Source organism: Microbacterium sp. I2 (assembly GCF_051364985.1).
Classification (GTDB): Bacteria; Actinomycetota; Actinomycetes; order Actinomycetales; family Microbacteriaceae; genus Microbacterium.
In genome coordinates, this window is sequence record NZ_JBLWIH010000022.1 from 218,695 (window position 1) to 233,695 (window position 15,001).

Genomic DNA, 15,001 nt, shown 5'->3' on the forward strand with positions numbered 1-15,001 from the left:
CGCCGGGGCCCTTCGTCGTGTGCGGGATGGATGCCTCAGCCCGCCGGCTGCGACCCCCCGTACTCGCCGCCGGTCGAACCAGTCGTCGATCCGCCGCTCGTCGATCCGCCGCTCGTCGATCCACCGCTCGACGGGCCGACGTTCTCCTTCACGTGGTCGGTGGCGACGCGCGCCTCTTCCTTGACCTCGTGCGCCGCGTCCTCGGCGCTCGCCTTGACCTGTTCCATGGCATCCCGCGCCGGCTGTTCCAGCCCGGCCGCCAGTTCGCGCGCGCTCTCTGCCGCACTGTCGACCAGCGGCTGCGCGGCGTCACGCAGCGAGCGGGCGATCCGCCGCTCGGCATCGGTGGGCGGCGCGAGCGACGCGGCGACCCAGCCCAGAGCCAGGGCGGCGAGGCCCACGGCCAGCGGCGCGCCCTGCACCTTCCTCGCCGCGGCACCGGGAAGGTCCCCGATGCCGTGCGCCGCCGAGTCCGTGGCAGAGGACACCGAGTCGCCGACATCCTCTGCCACGCCCATGATGCGGCCCTTGACGTCATCGACCGCGCGCCGCAGCCGCGTCTTCTGCCGTTCCATCACCTTGCTCGGTGTGACCTTGTCGGCCAGGGCGTCGACGTCGCGCCCGAGCTCGTCGCGCGTGACCTCGATGTCGGCGCGGATCTGTTCGGTGTTGCTCATGATCGGTTCTCCTCGTTCCTCTTCAGTGCTTCGGGAATCTCTTTGACGGTCTCGACGGTGCGGGGCGCCCCGCGGACGGACTTCATGCGCTTCATGCCCACGGCGTACAGGACGCCGGCGATGATCGCCCACAGCACGGCCACGATGACGCCGGACCATCCGCCGCCGATGAGGGTGCCCAGGGCCCACCACAGTGCGATCGACAGGAACAGCACCGTCATCATCGCCGCGTATCCCGCCCCGCCGAGGAGCCCCGCCCCCGCGCCTGCCTTCTTGGCGGAGTCCGTCAGCTCGGCCTTGGCCAGCTCGAGCTCCTTCCGCATCAGCTCCGACAGGTCGCGCGACACCTCGCCGACGAGCTCGCCGACGGACGTGGTCGCCGCCTTCTGCTGAGACGGCGTCGGCATGTCGCTCATCGCTGCGCCTCGCCGCTCGGCGACCACTCGTCCTGCGTGCCCGCACCCGTCGGGGGTACGTCTGGCCGGCTCATGCCTCGCCGCACGGTTGACGCGTCGCTCGCACCCGCGGCGACGGAGTCGCCGATCGGTGTTCCGCCGAGCGGCGCGCCGGTGCCCGGGCTGGGGCCGGTGCCGGCGGGCATGGATGCACCCGCGCCGACGCCCGTCGCTCCGCCGGTTCCTGCCGCACCCACCGGTGTAGCCCGCGGCGCACCACCCTGCACACCGGCCGCCGAGCCGGACGCGCCACCCGAACCATTCCCGTCGGAGAGGAGCGCCCTCGTCAGCCGGCCGGCGACCAGGCCGACGCCCAGCGCGGCGACGAGGAAGACGCCGGTGTGCCGGCGTGCGAATCCGCGCACCTCGCGCACCAGATCGCCCGGCTCGCGCTGCTCGAGCCATGACGCCGCGTGCTTCGACTGGTCGCCGAGGCTGCGCACCAGACCGGTCGCCAGACCCCCGCCGGACGAGGCCCGAGACATCTCGGAGAGTTCGTCGCCGGTCGTGCGGAGGGCCCCCGCTGCGCGCTGCTGCTGCGCGGTCGCCTGTTCCGAGAGCTGCATCTTGGTCTCGTCGAAGAATCCACGCGCCGCTTCCTTGGCGTCGCGGGCCACCCTGCCCGCCTCGTCGCCCGCGACGCCCGCCACGTGCATCGCGGCGGCGTCCACCTCGGCGACGGTCTCGACGGCGCGTTCACGCGGGCCGCCGGCACTCTCGCCGCCGGCGGTGGATCCCATCTCCTGCGTTGTCATCTCGTGCTCCTTTGCTCGTGCCGACGCCGTGGACCGATCGGGGAGGCCCGATCGGATGCGCGTCGTCCCGATACCGTCGCCGCTCACCGTCGCCCGACCGAGGGGGTTCTTTCCGGAGGCGCTGGGCAGTATCATCCGCTTCCCGCGGCCGACACGGAGCACTCACTGCGCGCCGCGCCGAGGCATCCGTCGTCGCGGCTTACCGTGTAAGCGGAGGTGGGGGCCTATGGCGCGGATCGGGGGGCGCAACTCGTGGATCGCCGTGCCCGCCGGCGTGATCTGCGCGGCGGTGATCGGTGCGCTCGTGTGGCTTTCGCTGCCCATGGTGCCCGTCACGGTGGCGTGGATCGGCGAGACGCTGCGGCGGGCGACATCGCCCGCGCCCACCACGACGTCCGAGCCCTCGGCGGCGATGCAGGCGGCCGAAGGGGGCGCGATCGACTGCCGCACGCTGTACCCCGACGACCTCTGGAACGAGCTGACCTGGCGGGGCGGGTCGCTGCTGAACCAGACCGCGACGCCGCCCGCGACCGAAGCCGCCTCGCTCGTGGAGGCGGTGACGCCCGAGGTGCTGGTGACGTGCGAGTGGAGCTTCGCATCGGGCAGCATCGTCACGACGCTGTCGCGCGTGCCGGCCGACGCGCGACCGATCGCCGAGGCGGCGTTCGCGGGGCAGGGGTTCTCGTGCACGACGTCGGATGCCGCGCTGGTGTGCGCACGTACGCGAGGCGAGGTGCTCGAGGAGCACACGCTGCGCGACGACCTGTGGCTGGCCAGCGTCGAGTCGCCATGGCATCCCGAGGACTACGGTCCCCGGCTGGACGGCAACGTGTGGGACTGAGCGGCTCCGCCGCTAGCCGAAGAGACTCTCGACGATCGAGGCGGTGTACCCCGTGGGAGCGAGGTTCGAGAACCGTGTGTCGACGAGGATGTCGTCGCGCCAGAACAGCGTGCGGCCATCGGTGACCGGGTACGTCTCGTTCTGCCACGTCTTCTCGCACCGCGTGCCGCCGTCTGGCGTGTAGCAGGTGAAGCCCTCGTCGTCGGCGAGCTGGTTGAGCATGTCGAGCGCCGGCCCGCGCGAGAGGTACGAGATGGTCGTGACGAGGCCTGTCGTGTCGGTGGCGGGGTCGCGCCAGACGCAGATCAGGCTGCCGTCGGACTGCGGCCCGGTGGGGGCGAAGGCCGCGGCGTTGAGGGGTATCCCGTCCAGCTGCGACAGCACGTCGTCCCCGACGATCGCGAGGCAGTCGTCGGGGATGTCGGCGCGCGCCGTCGCCGAGGGTGTCGGCGTCGCCCCGGGCGACGCCGTGCCGGACGCCGACAAGGACGGCGATGAGGTCGGCCGGCCGGTGTCATCGGGGTCGGCGCCGCCCGCGTCGGGGGCGCACGCCGAGAGCACAGCGGCGACGAGAACGGATGCCGCGGCTGCGGCGAGTCGCGATGCTCGGAGTGCCATGGCGCCAGGTTAGGGGCATCCGCTGTGGTTCACCTGCCGCACCGCGCCGGAATCTCACGGCACGCCTCCGACGTGTGCGCGGGAGCGGCGGCTACTCTCGCACTGCGGGAACTGTCCCCGCGTGAGGAGTGCCTGCGATGAGTGACCCCAAGTCGTCTTACGGCGAGCCCGTCGAAGAGCCCGGCGACGTCGACGACGTCGTCGGTCGCGCCAACGAAGGCCTCGCCGAGGCGGAGGCCGCCCGGCGCGATGCCGCCGCGCGCTCCGCCGCGTCCGCCGAGACGGACGCCCCCGATGCCAACGGCTCCGACGCCAACGGCTCCGATGCCAACGGCTCCGAGCCCCAGGCCGCTTCGGCGGCTCCCGACACCGCCGGCCCGCTCGCCGGCTCGCGTGCCGCCGACGGCACCCCCGCCGAGCCCGACCCGTGGGAGTCCGAGGAAGCCGCATCCCTCGACTACCGCAGCACGCCGTCCGACACGGCCGTGTACTCGTCCGCCGGCAATGACGATGCACCGACCGTCGTCAACGCCCCGGTGGTGACGCCGAGCGAGCCCGTCTCCGAGCCCGCGGTCGGCAGTGCCGCTTTCGCTCCGCAGCCGATCTTCGTGCAGGCTCCCGAGGCGCCGCGCCCGCGCGGCAACCGCGGCGCCGCCGGTGCGATCGGGCTGCTGGCCGCGCTCGCATTCGCCGTGCTGTACTTCGCCGCGTGGATGGGGTTCGGCGCGCTCGCCGGCGACGTCACCGGCGAGAACGTGGCGACCACGGCGCTCGAGGCGCTGGGCACCTGGTCGCTGTGGATCCCGGTGATCGTGTTCTTCCTGGCGTTCTGGCTGCTCGGCGCGATCATCAACCGCGGCCGCTGGGGCGCGTGGGTCGTGTTCGGCCTGCTGGTGGGCATCGCCGCGTACGGCGGTCACATCCTCGGTGCGCTGTTCCAGGCCCCGTTCTGGATGCTCACCGCACGCGAGGGCGCCGAACTGGTCGAGGCCGAGCTGCTGGCGCCGCTCGCGATCGCGGCGTTCGTGATCGGCCGCGAGCTGACGATCTGGTTCGGCGCGTGGGTCGCGGCGCGGGGCAGGCGCGTCACCGAGCTCAACATCGAGGCGCAGCGCGAATACGAACGCACGCTCGAGGCGGGCCCGCAGCTCGTCCGGCAGTAGAGGTCGCTGATGTAGATGAGCGAGTCGCCGCAGGGTGAGGGCGGTCCCGTCCGCCCTCTCACGGCGCTCGCGTTCGCGACCATCGGCTTCGTGGCGCTCGCGATCTTCGGTCTCGGCATGACGAGCCTCGCGATCGGCGAGGACGTCATCGCGACTCCGGGGCTCGGGCAGATCCCGGGTGCGACGGGTGTTGTGCTGGCGACCCTCGCCTTCGCCGGCGGGCTGTGGGCTGCGATCGGGAGGGCGGACCGGACGGATGCCGCGGCCCCGGCCGGCGCGGAAGCCTCGAGGTCTCAGGGGGTCGGTGGCGGTGGCGGTGGCGCGGGCGTCGGCGTCGGCGCCGGGGCGGGGCATCCGTCGTTCTGGGGCTCCGCGTGGACGACCCTGGCCTGCTTCGTGGCGTACGTCGGCGGCGTATGGCTCGCGGGGCTCGCGACCGGCGCGGACCTGGCCGTCGCGACCGCCGTCGCCGGGCGCCTCGCGACCTCCTGGTTCGGCGTCGCCGTCGCTGCGGCGGCGTTCGTGTGTTCGTGGTCGGGCATCGCGCTCGTGCGCACCCGCGCCCGCCGCCCCCGCTGGCCCTGGGAAGACTCCTCCTGACCCCAGGCCCCCGCCCCGCGCCACCGCCTCGCTCTCTTCGCCGAGCCTGTCGTTCCTGGCGCGGCCGTGTCGTCTCGGACCGACCTTGTCGACCTTCTCGGTGGGGAAACGACGTGGTCGGCGACGAAAACGAGAGGCGGCGGGGGAGGAGAGAGTAACTTGGAGCCGTGGAGCGGTCGCTCGAGACCCAGGTCAGCCAGGCGGTGGACGCCTGGCTTGCGTGGCTTCCCCGCTGGGAGCCGGCAACGCACCGGGGGCGGGTGGCGCCGTGCCGCCGCTGTTTCGGATCGCCGGTGCTGTCGGCCGCGGGGCTCGGCGCCGACGTGCCGCACGGCGTGCAGCACGGACTGTCGACCCGAATCAAGACGATCGTGGACCGGGCCGTGGCCGAGTACACGTCCCTGAACCTGCCGATGCTGCAGGCCGAGCTCGACCAGCAGGCGGCGCGCAACCGCGCGCGCAGCTATCGGCCGGCCGAGGGACTCGACCCCGAGTTCGAGGGTCTTCCGCTCGATCCCGATCCTGTGCCGGGTGCCCCGTTCCTGTTCACGATCGCGGGCATGGCGGAAGAGGCGGCGGCCGGCATCCCGGCGCTCCCCCCGCTAACCGAGGACGCCAAGGCGGCCCTGCGGCAGGAGGTCGGCCTCGCCGACGACTATGCCAACATGGTCGGGCGCGAGGTCTGCACGATCCTGCTCCACCACCGGCTGCGGATCCAGGCGGCGGTGACCGAGTTCGTCGAGCCGCAGATCGAGGCGATGCTCGCCGAGCTGACACGCTCACTCGATGCCCCGTTCGACCCCAACGACCCGCCGCAGCCCTGACCCGCGGCATCCGTCGTCGTTCGTTCGCCCCGCGCCTTTAGCCCGGTCTGCCGTTCATCCCCTACGGCCGTACCCTACGGCGGTTCACACCCGACGGCCGTTCACACCCCCACGGCCCCACCCGCTGCGGCCCACCCCCTAGGGCCCCCCGACGGCCCAGTCCCTACGGCGGACACCTACGGCCTCCACCCCCACGGCGGTTGCAAAAACACCAGTCCGTAACGACGACACGCCGACGACGGATGCCAGGGCACGGCGTGTCGGGTGACGCACTGGTGTTTTCGCAACCGGGCGAGGGCACACAAGAGACTGCTGGCGCGGCGATCGGCTCCTCCACAGGAGGTCCAAGGGCGGGCTTCTGCACAGATCCGTCCAAGCCGCACCACCACACGTCCGGGCGCGAGCAGGCTCGTGGGCATGTCGGTCGAATCAGCCGTGGAGGCCGTCCGCACTCTGGGCGGCACAGCGCGCACGTCACAATTGGTGAGGCCGGGCGTCGGACGCAGCGACCTCACGCACGCTGTCCGGGAGGGGCGGCTGCTCCGACCGCGGAACGGCGTCTACGCACTCCCCGACACCACACCCGGGCTTATCGAAGCGCTCAGCCATCGAGGGCGCGTGGCGTGCGTCAGCGCTGGGCGGGCATGGGGCATGTGGATCCTCGACGATGACGAGGACGAGCGGACCCATACGTGGGTGCGCCCCGGTCACCATCCGACACGGTTGGTCATCGATCCGGATCTCGAGGGGAAGCCGTGCTGCGTGTTCCACCGCGACATCCCGGTCGACGACCTCGCATTGGATCGAGTGGGCGTCATCCAGTGCCTCCTTCAGATCCTTCGGTGCAGGGGGCGTGAGGTCTTCTTCGCGGCCCTCGAATCCGCGCTCCGGCAACGGCTCCTTGATCGCTCGGGTCGGGAAAGGCTTCGCAGCCTCGTACCGGAGGGGTGGCGCTGGCTGGTCGACTTCGCCCGCAGCGACGCTGACAGCGGCCTCGAGTCGCTGCTCCGCCTCCGGCTCCATCGGCACGGCATCTCTGTCGCGAGCCAGGTCGAGATACCCGGCGTCGGCAGGGTGGACTTCGTGCTCGGCGACTGCCTGATCATCGAGGCCGACGGAGGCACCCACGACGGGCCGGCCAGACACCGCGATCGCGTTCGGGATGCCGCGGCCATGGCTCTCGGCTTCGTGACGCTCCGACTGGACTACACGCTGATCATCCACGACTGGGAGCTCGTCGAGAGCGCGATCCTCGCGGCGGTGGCCCGCAATCTTCACCGGAGCATCGCCGGCCTCACCTGGTGAGCGCCGATGCCCGAGGCATCCGTCGTCTCTTCGGGCTCGGGGCCCCTGCTGTCTCCCGGGGTGCGAAAACACCAGTCCGTAACGACGACGCGCCGGTGACGGATGCCTCGGCTCGGCGTGTTGTGCGACGGACTGGTGTTTTCCGCAACGGGACCGTGGTGCAGGGGCGGGGCGGCCCGCGGCATCCGTCGTCTCTTCTGACTCGGGCGCCTGCCCGCCTAACCGGGTGCGAGAACACCAGTCCGTAACGACGACGCGCCGGTGACGGATGCCTCGGCTCGGCGTGTTGTGCGACGGACTGGTGTTTTCCGCAACGGGACCGTGGTGCAGGGGCGGGGCGGCCCGCGGCATCCGTCGTCTCTTCTGACTCGGGCGCCTGCCCGCCTAACCGGGTGCGAGAACACCAGTCCGTAACGACGACGCGCCGGTGACGGATGCCTCGGCTCGGCGTGTTGCGCGACGGGCTGGTGTTTTCGCGACAGGGCCGGGGAGAAGGGGCAGGGCAAGGGCGGGGAAAGGGGGCGCGGGGCACTCTCGCAGGTGGCTTTGTTAGCATTGCCGAGTTTGCTGCCGCTTCTCGGCAGGAGTCGTCCTTGGCATAGGCCCACGGGCCCATCGTCGGCAGCTGGAGGTGAGGTGGCCACACGGCTTCCTTCGGCGCCTCCGATCCTGCCCGGACTCGCCTACATACGCCCACTGGGATCAGGCGGCTTCGCCGACGTCTTCCTCTATGAGCAGGACATGCCCCGCCGCAACGTCGCGGTCAAGGTGATGCCCAGCGACGTGCGCGATCCCGAGCTGCGCCGCATGTTCAACGCCGAGGCCGACGTGCTCGCTCACCTGTCGGCGCATCCCTCGATCGTGACGGTGTACCAGGCGAGCATCTCGGCTGACGGCCGCCCGTACATCGTGATGGAGTACTGCCCGGGCTCACTCGCGCAGCGCTACCGCGTCGAGCGCATCCCCGTCGAGGAGGTCCTCGCGATCGGCGTGCGCATGGCCAGCGCGCTGGAGTCGGCGCACCGCGCCGGCCTCGTGCATCGCGACGTCAAGCCGAGCAACATCCTCATCACGACCTTCGGCACTCCCGTCCTCGCCGACTTCGGAATCTCGTCGTCGCTGCTGCGGCGGACCGCGGACGAGGTGCTCGCGATGTCGATCCCGTGGAGTGCGCCCGAGGTCGTCGCCGAGCAGACCGCCGGCACGGTGAGCAGCGAGGTGTGGAGCCTCGGGGCGACGGTGTATTCGCTGCTGGCCGGCCACAGTCCGTTCGAGCGCCGCGAGCGCGGCCAGAACACCAAGGAGCTGCTGCGGCGGCGCATCGCCCGCGCGGCATACGTCGAGATTCCGCGCGCCGACGTCCCGGCGTCGCTGCAGCGCGTGCTCGCCACGGCGATGAGCCGCGATCCGGGCGGCCGGCAGCCGTCCGCCCGCGCATTCGGCGAGGCGCTGCGCCAGGTGCAGGCCGAGCTCGGCCAGCACCCGACGCCCCTCGAGGTTCCCGACGCCGACTGGTCTCCGTCATCCGCCCCCGTCGATTTCGGCGATTCCGCGCTGCGGGGTCCGGCCCGGTCACGCGTCGAGCGCGATACGACCCGCAAGGTGCGATCGGGCACCGGAGTGGCGGCGCTGGCCCGCGATGAAGACACCGACATCTCGGCTCCGGCCGCCCGGCGGCGGGGCGCCTTGCCGTGGGTCGCGGGCGTCGGAGCCGGCCTCGTGCTCGGAGCCGTCGCGGTCGTGGCGACCCTGTACCTGGCGGGCGTGCTGTGATGCGGCGGAGGACGATCGCCGGACTCGTCGCGGCGGGTGCCGCCGTCGCCGTCGTGATCGGCGTCAGCGTCGTGTGGCCGGGCCTGGATGCCCAGGAGACCCCCGAGGTCGACACGGCAGTGTGGGCGCTGCAGACCGGCGAGGGCCGCCGCTACGCGCGCGTGAACACCTCGATCGGCGAGCTCGACACCGTCCGCAGCATCAGCAATCCCGACCAGGTCGTGCAGACCGGCGACGCGGCCTACGTCTTCAGCGACAGCTTCAGCAAGGTGACGCGCATCGACGAGGCGCAGCCGACCGATCTCGATGAGGAGGCGCTGCAGGCCTCGACCTCGACCCCGGCCGGCACCACCGACGTCGTGACGGCGGGGGACTACGTCGCCTACCTCACTGACTCGGGCGCCGTCTTCGCGGGCCTGCTCTCGACGGGCGCCGCGGCTCAGCTCGACCCGTTCCCGTCCGACGACGAGGACGCCCCCCAGTACGCCGCCGACGCGATCGCCGTCGATGAGCGCGGCGTGCTGTTCAGCTACTCGCGCGCCGACGGCTCGGTGCTGCGCTGGGACATCGACGACGCGGCCGTGCGCGGCCGCGATCCGCTCGACGTGGACGGGATCACCGAGCCCGCGATCACCGCCGCCGGAGACACGTGGGCGGTCGTCGACACCGAGGACGGCGACGTGTGGCTGCGAGGGACGGATGCTGCGGCATCCGCTCCCACGACCGGCGCCGTCGTCGTGGGCGCACCCGACGCGACCGGCTCCGACGTGTACCTCGCCGACGAGACGTCGCTCGTGCGCGTTCCGGTCGACGGATCGGATATGGATGTCGAGGTCGGCACCGGAACCGGTGCTGTGCTGGGCACGCCCGCACAGCCGGTGCCGCACGATGGCGCGGTCTACGCGGCATGGCTGCCTCAGGGCGAGACCGGCGGCACGCTGTGGCGCACCGGCGGTGAGACGATCGCGCTGGACTACGGCGACGAGTCGATGCCCGACGAGCGACGGCCGACCTTCGTCGCGACCGGCTCGGCGATGATCCTCAACGAGACGCGCTCGGGGTGGGCGTGGTCGGTTCCCGACGGCGAGCTGATCGCCTCGAGCCAGGACTGGTCGCTCGATGACCGCACCGACCCCGACGCCGTGCCGAGCGAGGAGCAGTTGCAGGTCGTGCTCGACCCCAAGCCGCCCATCGCGGAGCCGGACTCGTTCGGCGTGCGCGCGGGAAGCCTGGCGTCGCTGCCGGTGCTCATGAACGACCATGACCCGAACGAGGACGTGCTGGCGATCGATCCCCGGTCGGTCACCGGACTCGACCCCGGGTTCGGCACGGTGACCGTGACCGACGACGGCCAGCGGTTCGCGGTGCGGCTGGACCCCGAGGCCAGCGGGTCGGGGACGTTCTCGTACGTCGTCTCGGACGGCACGGCGCAGGACGGACTGACCTCTGAACCGGCGACGGTGACGCTCTCGGTCGCCGCGCCGTCGGTGAACAGCGCGCCGGAGTGGTGCGGTGTGGATCGCTGCCTCGTGGAGTGGCCCGAGCCCGAGGTGGCGCGCGGCGGCACGGTGACCGTGCCGGTGCTGCCGGGATGGGTCGATCCCGAGGGCGATCCGCTGCTGCTCCTGGGCGTCCAGAACGTGACCGGCGTCGGAAGCGTCGCCGCGACCCCCGGCGGCGACGTGGTCTATCAGCACAGCGACACCGGCGAGGGCGGCGAGCAGCAGATCGAGCTGGCGGTGACCGTCGCCGACACCTTCGGACAGACCGCGGTGAAGTCCCTCGTGGTGAGGGTCTCGCCGCAGCCTCAGCTCGCCGCGCAGTCGTTCGCCGTCGTCGACACCGCCGTCTCGGGCATCACGATCGATGTGGCAGATCACGTCACCGGGACCGCAGGCACTCTGTCGCTGGACTCGGTGCGTGTGCTCGACGACGCCGCGGCGACGGCCACGGTCATCGGCGGCTCGACGTCGTTCGACTTCACCGCTCAGGGCGCGGGAACCTACCGCGTGGACTTCACCGTCACCGACGGCACCAGCAACGCCACCGGCACGGCGCGCATCACGCTGCTGCCCGCCGACGCTCCCGCCCAGCTGGCGACGTCGCCGGTCGTCGCCTTCGTGCATCCTCAGCAGGACGCGACGCTCGACGTGTTCGACGCCGTCTCGAACCCGACGCACCGCGTGCTGCTGCTCAGCGATGTGGTGGCGACGGCGGATGCCGGGGCCACCCTCTCGGTGGACGCTGTGGGTCAGAACCACCTCCGTGTGTCGGGCTCCACGCCCGACGGCGGACCGGGCCGCCTGGGCACGGTCTCGTACGTCGTCAGCGACGGCACCGAGGACGAGGGTGCGCGAGTGCATGGCGAGGCGACGGTGTACCTGCTGCCGCAGGCTCCCGAGCTGTCGCCGATCGCGATCGACGACACGGTCGTCGTGCGCGCGGGGGCGCAGATCGACATCCCGGTGCTCGACAACGACGTCTCACCCGCCGGCGGTCGTCCGACGCTCGATGCGTCGCAGGTGACGTCGTCGACGGATGCCGCGCTCGCGTTCGCGGCAGGCGACGTGCTTCGCTACCTCGCGCCCTCCGAGCCGGGGGAGTACGGCATCGACTACGCGGTGTTCACGACGGGCGCCCCTGCGCTCGCCGACACCGCGATGGTGCGCGTGCGTGTGATCGACGACGACGCCAACCGTGCGCCCTCCGCCGACACCCTCGAGGGCCGCGTGCTCAGCGGTCAGTCGGCACTGGTCGACTTCGACGGCTTCGGCATGGATCCCGACGGCGATGTCGTGACACTCGATCGCATCGTCGAGCAGCCCGAGCGGGGCTCCGCGACGATCTCGGCGGATGGGGCATCCATTCTCTACTCCAGCGTGCCGGGCGACAGCGGACAGGTGTCGTTCCGCTACCGCGTGGTGGACGCCTTCGGTGAGACCGCCGAGGGCGCGGTGCGCGTGGGCGTGCTCGACAGCGAGGCGAACCCCAGCCCCGTCACGTTCACCGACTACGTGCAGGTGCAGGCAGGTGAGGGCAACACGATCCGTGTCAGCCCGCTGTCGAACGACCTGGACCCGACGCTGGGTGCGCTGAAGGTCACCGACATCCGTCCCGATGTGCCCATGTCTCTGGTGGACGGCAGCGAGAACCCGGAGTATGCGCGTCTGGATGAGCGCATCCAGACGGTCGACGATGCCACCGTCGTCATCGAGGCCGGTGCCGAGCCGGGCACGATGTCGTTCCTCTACGACGTCGAGTCGACGTCGGGCAACACCGGACGAGGCCTCATCGTGGTGCGAGTGGTGCGCGAGAGCGTGCCCGATTACCCGATCGTCTCCGACACGATCCTGACCGTAGAGTCCCGCGAGGACTTCCCGCGCGGTGTCGATGTGCTCGACGGCAAGGTCACGTGGTCCGGCGGCGACATCTCGGATCTCGACGTGTCGCTGTGGGGCGAGCCCGAGGGCGTGACGGTCGACGGCACCGAGCTTCGTGGCGAGCTGCCGCCGACGACGCGTCTCATCCCGTTCGCGGTGACGGGCGAGAGCGCGCACGCCGGCGACGCGGCCGAGACGGTGACCACCTACGGGTTCCTCAAGGTGCCCGGCGACGACGATCTGGCACTGACCCTGCGGGCCGGTGCCGCGTCGCCGGAAGTGCGCGAGACCGAGTCGACCACGTTCGACATGACCGAGCTCGTGGCCCGTCCCCGCGGCAGCCGCATCGAGGTCGGACCGGACGTGCGCGTCTCGGGCGCGCGCGCCGAGGCAGCCTGCACCGTGGAATCGGGCACGGTGGTGCGCTACGACGCGGGCGCCGGAGCGCCGTGGGTCGACGCGTGCCAGGTGCCGGTGCGCATCGCGGGCAAGGACGACTGGACGTACCTGTCAGTGCCGATCACGGTGCAGCCGCAGGACCCGCAGCCGGTGCTGCGACCGGGATCGATCACGGTCGGGCCTGGCGAGACGGCGACGTTCGACCTGCGCAACATGACGACCTGGCAGCTGCGCGAGGACTGGGACGGCATCCAGTACGCCGTCGAGCACGGCGGCGGGTCGTTCGATGTCACGCAGGAAGGCTCGGTGCTCACGGTCACCGGTGCCGACGCCGCGGTGCCCGGGTCGGAAGAGGCCGCGCTCGTCTCGGTCATCAGTCACCCGGCGGTGGCGCCGGCGCGGCTGATCCTGCGGGTCGGCGCGGCGCCCTCGACGCTGCCGCAGGGCGGCTCGGTGGTCAAGCAGTGCTCGCAGAGCTCCGGCTCGTCGTGCAGCATCTCGGTCATCGGCGTGGGCGGCGAGGTCAACCCGCTTCCGCGCACGCCCCTCGAGGTCGTCGGTGTGCGCCCGACCGGCGCGTGCCTCGGCGTCAGCTTCGCGGTCGCCTCGGCCACGAACGTGACGGCGTCGTGGACGGGGGATGCCCCGGGCGCGACGTGCACGGCGGCGTTCTCGGTGCGCGACGCACAGGGGCGCGTGACCAGCTCCGAGCGCGACGGGCGCGTGATGCTCGACCTTCTCGGCTATCCCAAGACGCCGTCCAGCGTCGCGCAGACCGGCTACGCCGACGGCACGGTCTCGCTGCGCGTCGACCCGGGCGAGGCGCGGCAGGCCTATCCCGCCCTGAGCGGGTTCGTCGTCCGCTCGGGTGGCGAGGAGGTCGCGCGCTGCGGGGCCGACGGCGCCTGCCCGCCGATTCCGGCGCCCAACGGGGATCAGCGCACGTACGAGGCATGGGCGGTCAACAGCGTGGGCGAATCGCGCGGCAGCGTGCGCACCGTCGCGTGGGCGTACGACACCCCGGGCAGCCCGTCGCGGGTGGAGTGGTCACCGGTCGTCACCGACGGCGAGGGCGGCGTCGTCTCGCTCGTGATCCATGGCGTCGACGGCGCCGAGACCGGCACGCTGGAGATCTCGAGCCCGGCCGGCGAGACCGTGCGCGTGCCGGTGAGTCACAACTCCGAGCGTGTCGACGTACCCCGCTTCCGGGTTGGCTCGAACTCGGGCACACCCGTCTCGGTCACCCCGTACTCGCGGTACTCGCTGCCTCCGGGGCTCGGCGGGCGGCCCTCGGGCGAGACGATCACGGTCAACGCCAACGGCGTGGGCGCCCCGCAGAACGTGACGCTGTCGCTCAGCTCGCAGTCGACCGGCGACGGGTTCGCGACGGTGAACGCCGTGGCAACCGCCCAGCCGAACGGCACAGGTTCAGAGCTGCGTTACCACATCGTTCGCTATGAGGACCGGCACCGTTGCGATCCTGTGACCGGCGGGGCGAACGCGTCCTTCCCGGGCCTCGAGGACGGCGAGGAGTACCGCTTCTTCGTGTGCGTCGAGTCCTGGTACGGCGGTGCCGTGTACGGCGGAGGCGGCGCCGAGCAGACTGTCCGTGCGAACCAGAGCGGCGCCGCGCCCCGGGGATACACGTTCGTCGTCGACCGCAGCCCGTCGATCGTGGGTCAGCAGGCGCGCTGGAGCATCAGCCAGACGCCCGACTCGACCGAGAACCCGCCGCGTAGCAACGAGGTTCACTTCGAGGGGTGGGATGGGTCGACCTCGATCTACGACCACGACCCCGGCATCTACGTGTACTACCGGCACAGGCTCTGGGGCAACGAGTCGGCGCGCGCCCTCGTCGTCCCGGCGGCAGGGAGCGCCCCGTACCAGGTGCAGGCGAGCTGGTCGATCCAGTCCTGCACGGCCGGCACGACGCTGCAGCGCACTTGGCAGTCCAGCAACGGCGATGCCACGATCACGTGGTCGGACGCCGGCATCGTCTTCCGCGACGAGCAAGGCGCGGCATTGACCTACAGCGCGGGTTCGTGGCAGGTGCCGCTCGGTGCGGTCAGCGTCGAAGGCGTCACCGTCAGCGCCGGCTGGAACGCCGCGTGGAACCTCGATCCGGCCTCCCAGACGCTGCCGAGGACGCAATGCGATCCCGGTACGCCGCCCGACACGGGAACCCCGCCCACACCCTGATCGGCCGCACGA

General features: G+C 71.8%; 11 protein-coding genes. 7 read left to right on the plus strand and 4 right to left on the minus strand.

Annotated elements, in window-relative coordinates; translation table 11 throughout:
• Window positions 1-35 precede the first annotated feature (35 nt).
• From ACLKM7_RS16495 to ACLKM7_RS16505, 3 genes are read right to left on the minus strand one after another with little or no spacing between them, the layout of a single operon-like run.
• Complete coding sequence (locus tag ACLKM7_RS16495; RefSeq protein ID WP_436448259.1) at window positions 36-677, minus strand: DUF3618 domain-containing protein; 642 nt, start codon at window positions 675-677, stop codon at window positions 36-38.
• The gene (locus ACLKM7_RS16500; protein WP_436448261.1) at window positions 674-1,093 is read right to left on the minus strand and encodes a phage holin family protein; all 420 of its coding nucleotides are present in this window, start codon (window positions 1,091-1,093) and stop codon (window positions 674-676) included. The genes ACLKM7_RS16495 and ACLKM7_RS16500 overlap by 4 nt, the downstream gene beginning before the upstream one ends.
• Window positions 1,090-1,887, minus strand: a complete 798-nt coding sequence (locus ACLKM7_RS16505; RefSeq protein WP_436448263.1) for a hypothetical protein — start codon at window positions 1,885-1,887, stop codon at window positions 1,090-1,092. Before ACLKM7_RS16505 ends, ACLKM7_RS16500 begins: the two co-directional genes overlap by 4 nt.
• A gap of 226 nt (window positions 1,888-2,113) precedes the next feature.
• On the opposite strand from ACLKM7_RS16505, the gene ACLKM7_RS16510 reads away from it, so the two are divergent.
• Window positions 2,114-2,728, plus strand: coding sequence for a hypothetical protein (locus tag ACLKM7_RS16510; RefSeq protein ID WP_436448265.1), 615 nt, complete (start codon window positions 2,114-2,116; stop codon window positions 2,726-2,728).
• Between the two features lie 12 nt (window positions 2,729-2,740).
• Here ACLKM7_RS16510 and ACLKM7_RS16515 read toward each other — a convergent pair whose 3' ends face one another.
• Window positions 2,741-3,346, minus strand: a complete 606-nt coding sequence (locus tag ACLKM7_RS16515) for a hypothetical protein (RefSeq protein WP_436448267.1) — start codon at window positions 3,344-3,346, stop codon at window positions 2,741-2,743.
• Between the two features lie 137 nt (window positions 3,347-3,483).
• Here ACLKM7_RS16515 and ACLKM7_RS16520 point away from each other — a divergent pair, with 137 nt between their 5' ends.
• The 6 genes from ACLKM7_RS16520 to ACLKM7_RS16545 all read left to right on the plus strand — a co-directional run bounded on the left by ACLKM7_RS16520 (window position 3,484) and on the right by ACLKM7_RS16545 (window position 14,989).
• A complete protein-coding gene (locus ACLKM7_RS16520) occupies window positions 3,484-4,509 on the plus strand; it encodes an ABC transporter (protein ID WP_436448269.1) in 1,026 nt (341 codons plus the stop codon).
• Between the two features lie 15 nt (window positions 4,510-4,524).
• The gene (locus tag ACLKM7_RS16525; protein ID WP_436448271.1) at window positions 4,525-5,109 is read left to right on the plus strand and encodes a hypothetical protein; all 585 of its coding nucleotides are present in this window, start codon (window positions 4,525-4,527) and stop codon (window positions 5,107-5,109) included.
• 167 nt (window positions 5,110-5,276) lie between these two features.
• Entirely contained in the window at window positions 5,277-5,933 is a 657-nt protein-coding gene (locus ACLKM7_RS16530; RefSeq protein WP_436448273.1) for a spermidine/putrescine ABC transporter substrate-binding protein, read from the plus strand.
• Between the two features lie 417 nt (window positions 5,934-6,350).
• Complete coding sequence (locus ACLKM7_RS16535) at window positions 6,351-7,238, plus strand: type IV toxin-antitoxin system AbiEi family antitoxin domain-containing protein (RefSeq protein ID WP_436448275.1); 888 nt, start codon at window positions 6,351-6,353, stop codon at window positions 7,236-7,238.
• A gap of 636 nt (window positions 7,239-7,874) precedes the next feature.
• Window positions 7,875-9,011 (plus strand): serine/threonine-protein kinase, encoded by a 1,137-nt coding sequence (locus ACLKM7_RS16540; RefSeq protein WP_436448277.1) that lies wholly within the window; start codon window positions 7,875-7,877, stop codon window positions 9,009-9,011.
• Window positions 9,011-14,989 carry an Ig-like domain-containing protein gene (locus tag ACLKM7_RS16545; RefSeq protein WP_436448279.1) on the plus strand — a complete coding sequence of 1,993 codons (5,979 nt, stop codon included), beginning with the start codon at window positions 9,011-9,013 and terminating at the stop codon, window positions 14,987-14,989. Before ACLKM7_RS16540 ends, ACLKM7_RS16545 begins: the two co-directional genes overlap by 1 nt.
• The last annotated feature ends 12 nt before the right edge of the window (window positions 14,990-15,001 follow it).

Bases quoted from the DNA above. Each gene is read 5' to 3' on its own strand.
- ACLKM7_RS16495 (WP_436448259.1), bottom strand. From the start codon at position 677: ATGAGCAACACCGAACAGATCCGCGCCGACATCGAGGTCACGCGCGAC.
- ACLKM7_RS16500 (WP_436448261.1), bottom strand. From the start codon at position 1,093: ATGAGCGACATGCCGACGCCGTCTCAGCAGAAGGCGGCGACCACGTCC.
- ACLKM7_RS16505 (WP_436448263.1), bottom strand. From the start codon at position 1,887: ATGACAACGCAGGAGATGGGATCCACCGCCGGCGGCGAGAGTGCCGGC.
- ACLKM7_RS16510 (WP_436448265.1), top strand. From the start codon at position 2,114: ATGGCGCGGATCGGGGGGCGCAACTCGTGGATCGCCGTGCCCGCCGGC.
- ACLKM7_RS16515 (WP_436448267.1), bottom strand. From the start codon at position 3,346: ATGGCACTCCGAGCATCGCGACTCGCCGCAGCCGCGGCATCCGTTCTC.
- ACLKM7_RS16520 (WP_436448269.1), top strand. From the start codon at position 3,484: ATGAGTGACCCCAAGTCGTCTTACGGCGAGCCCGTCGAAGAGCCCGGC.
- ACLKM7_RS16525 (WP_436448271.1), top strand. From the start codon at position 4,525: ATGAGCGAGTCGCCGCAGGGTGAGGGCGGTCCCGTCCGCCCTCTCACG.
- ACLKM7_RS16535 (WP_436448275.1), top strand. From the start codon at position 6,351: ATGTCGGTCGAATCAGCCGTGGAGGCCGTCCGCACTCTGGGCGGCACA.
- ACLKM7_RS16545 (WP_436448279.1), top strand. From the start codon at position 9,011: ATGCGGCGGAGGACGATCGCCGGACTCGTCGCGGCGGGTGCCGCCGTC.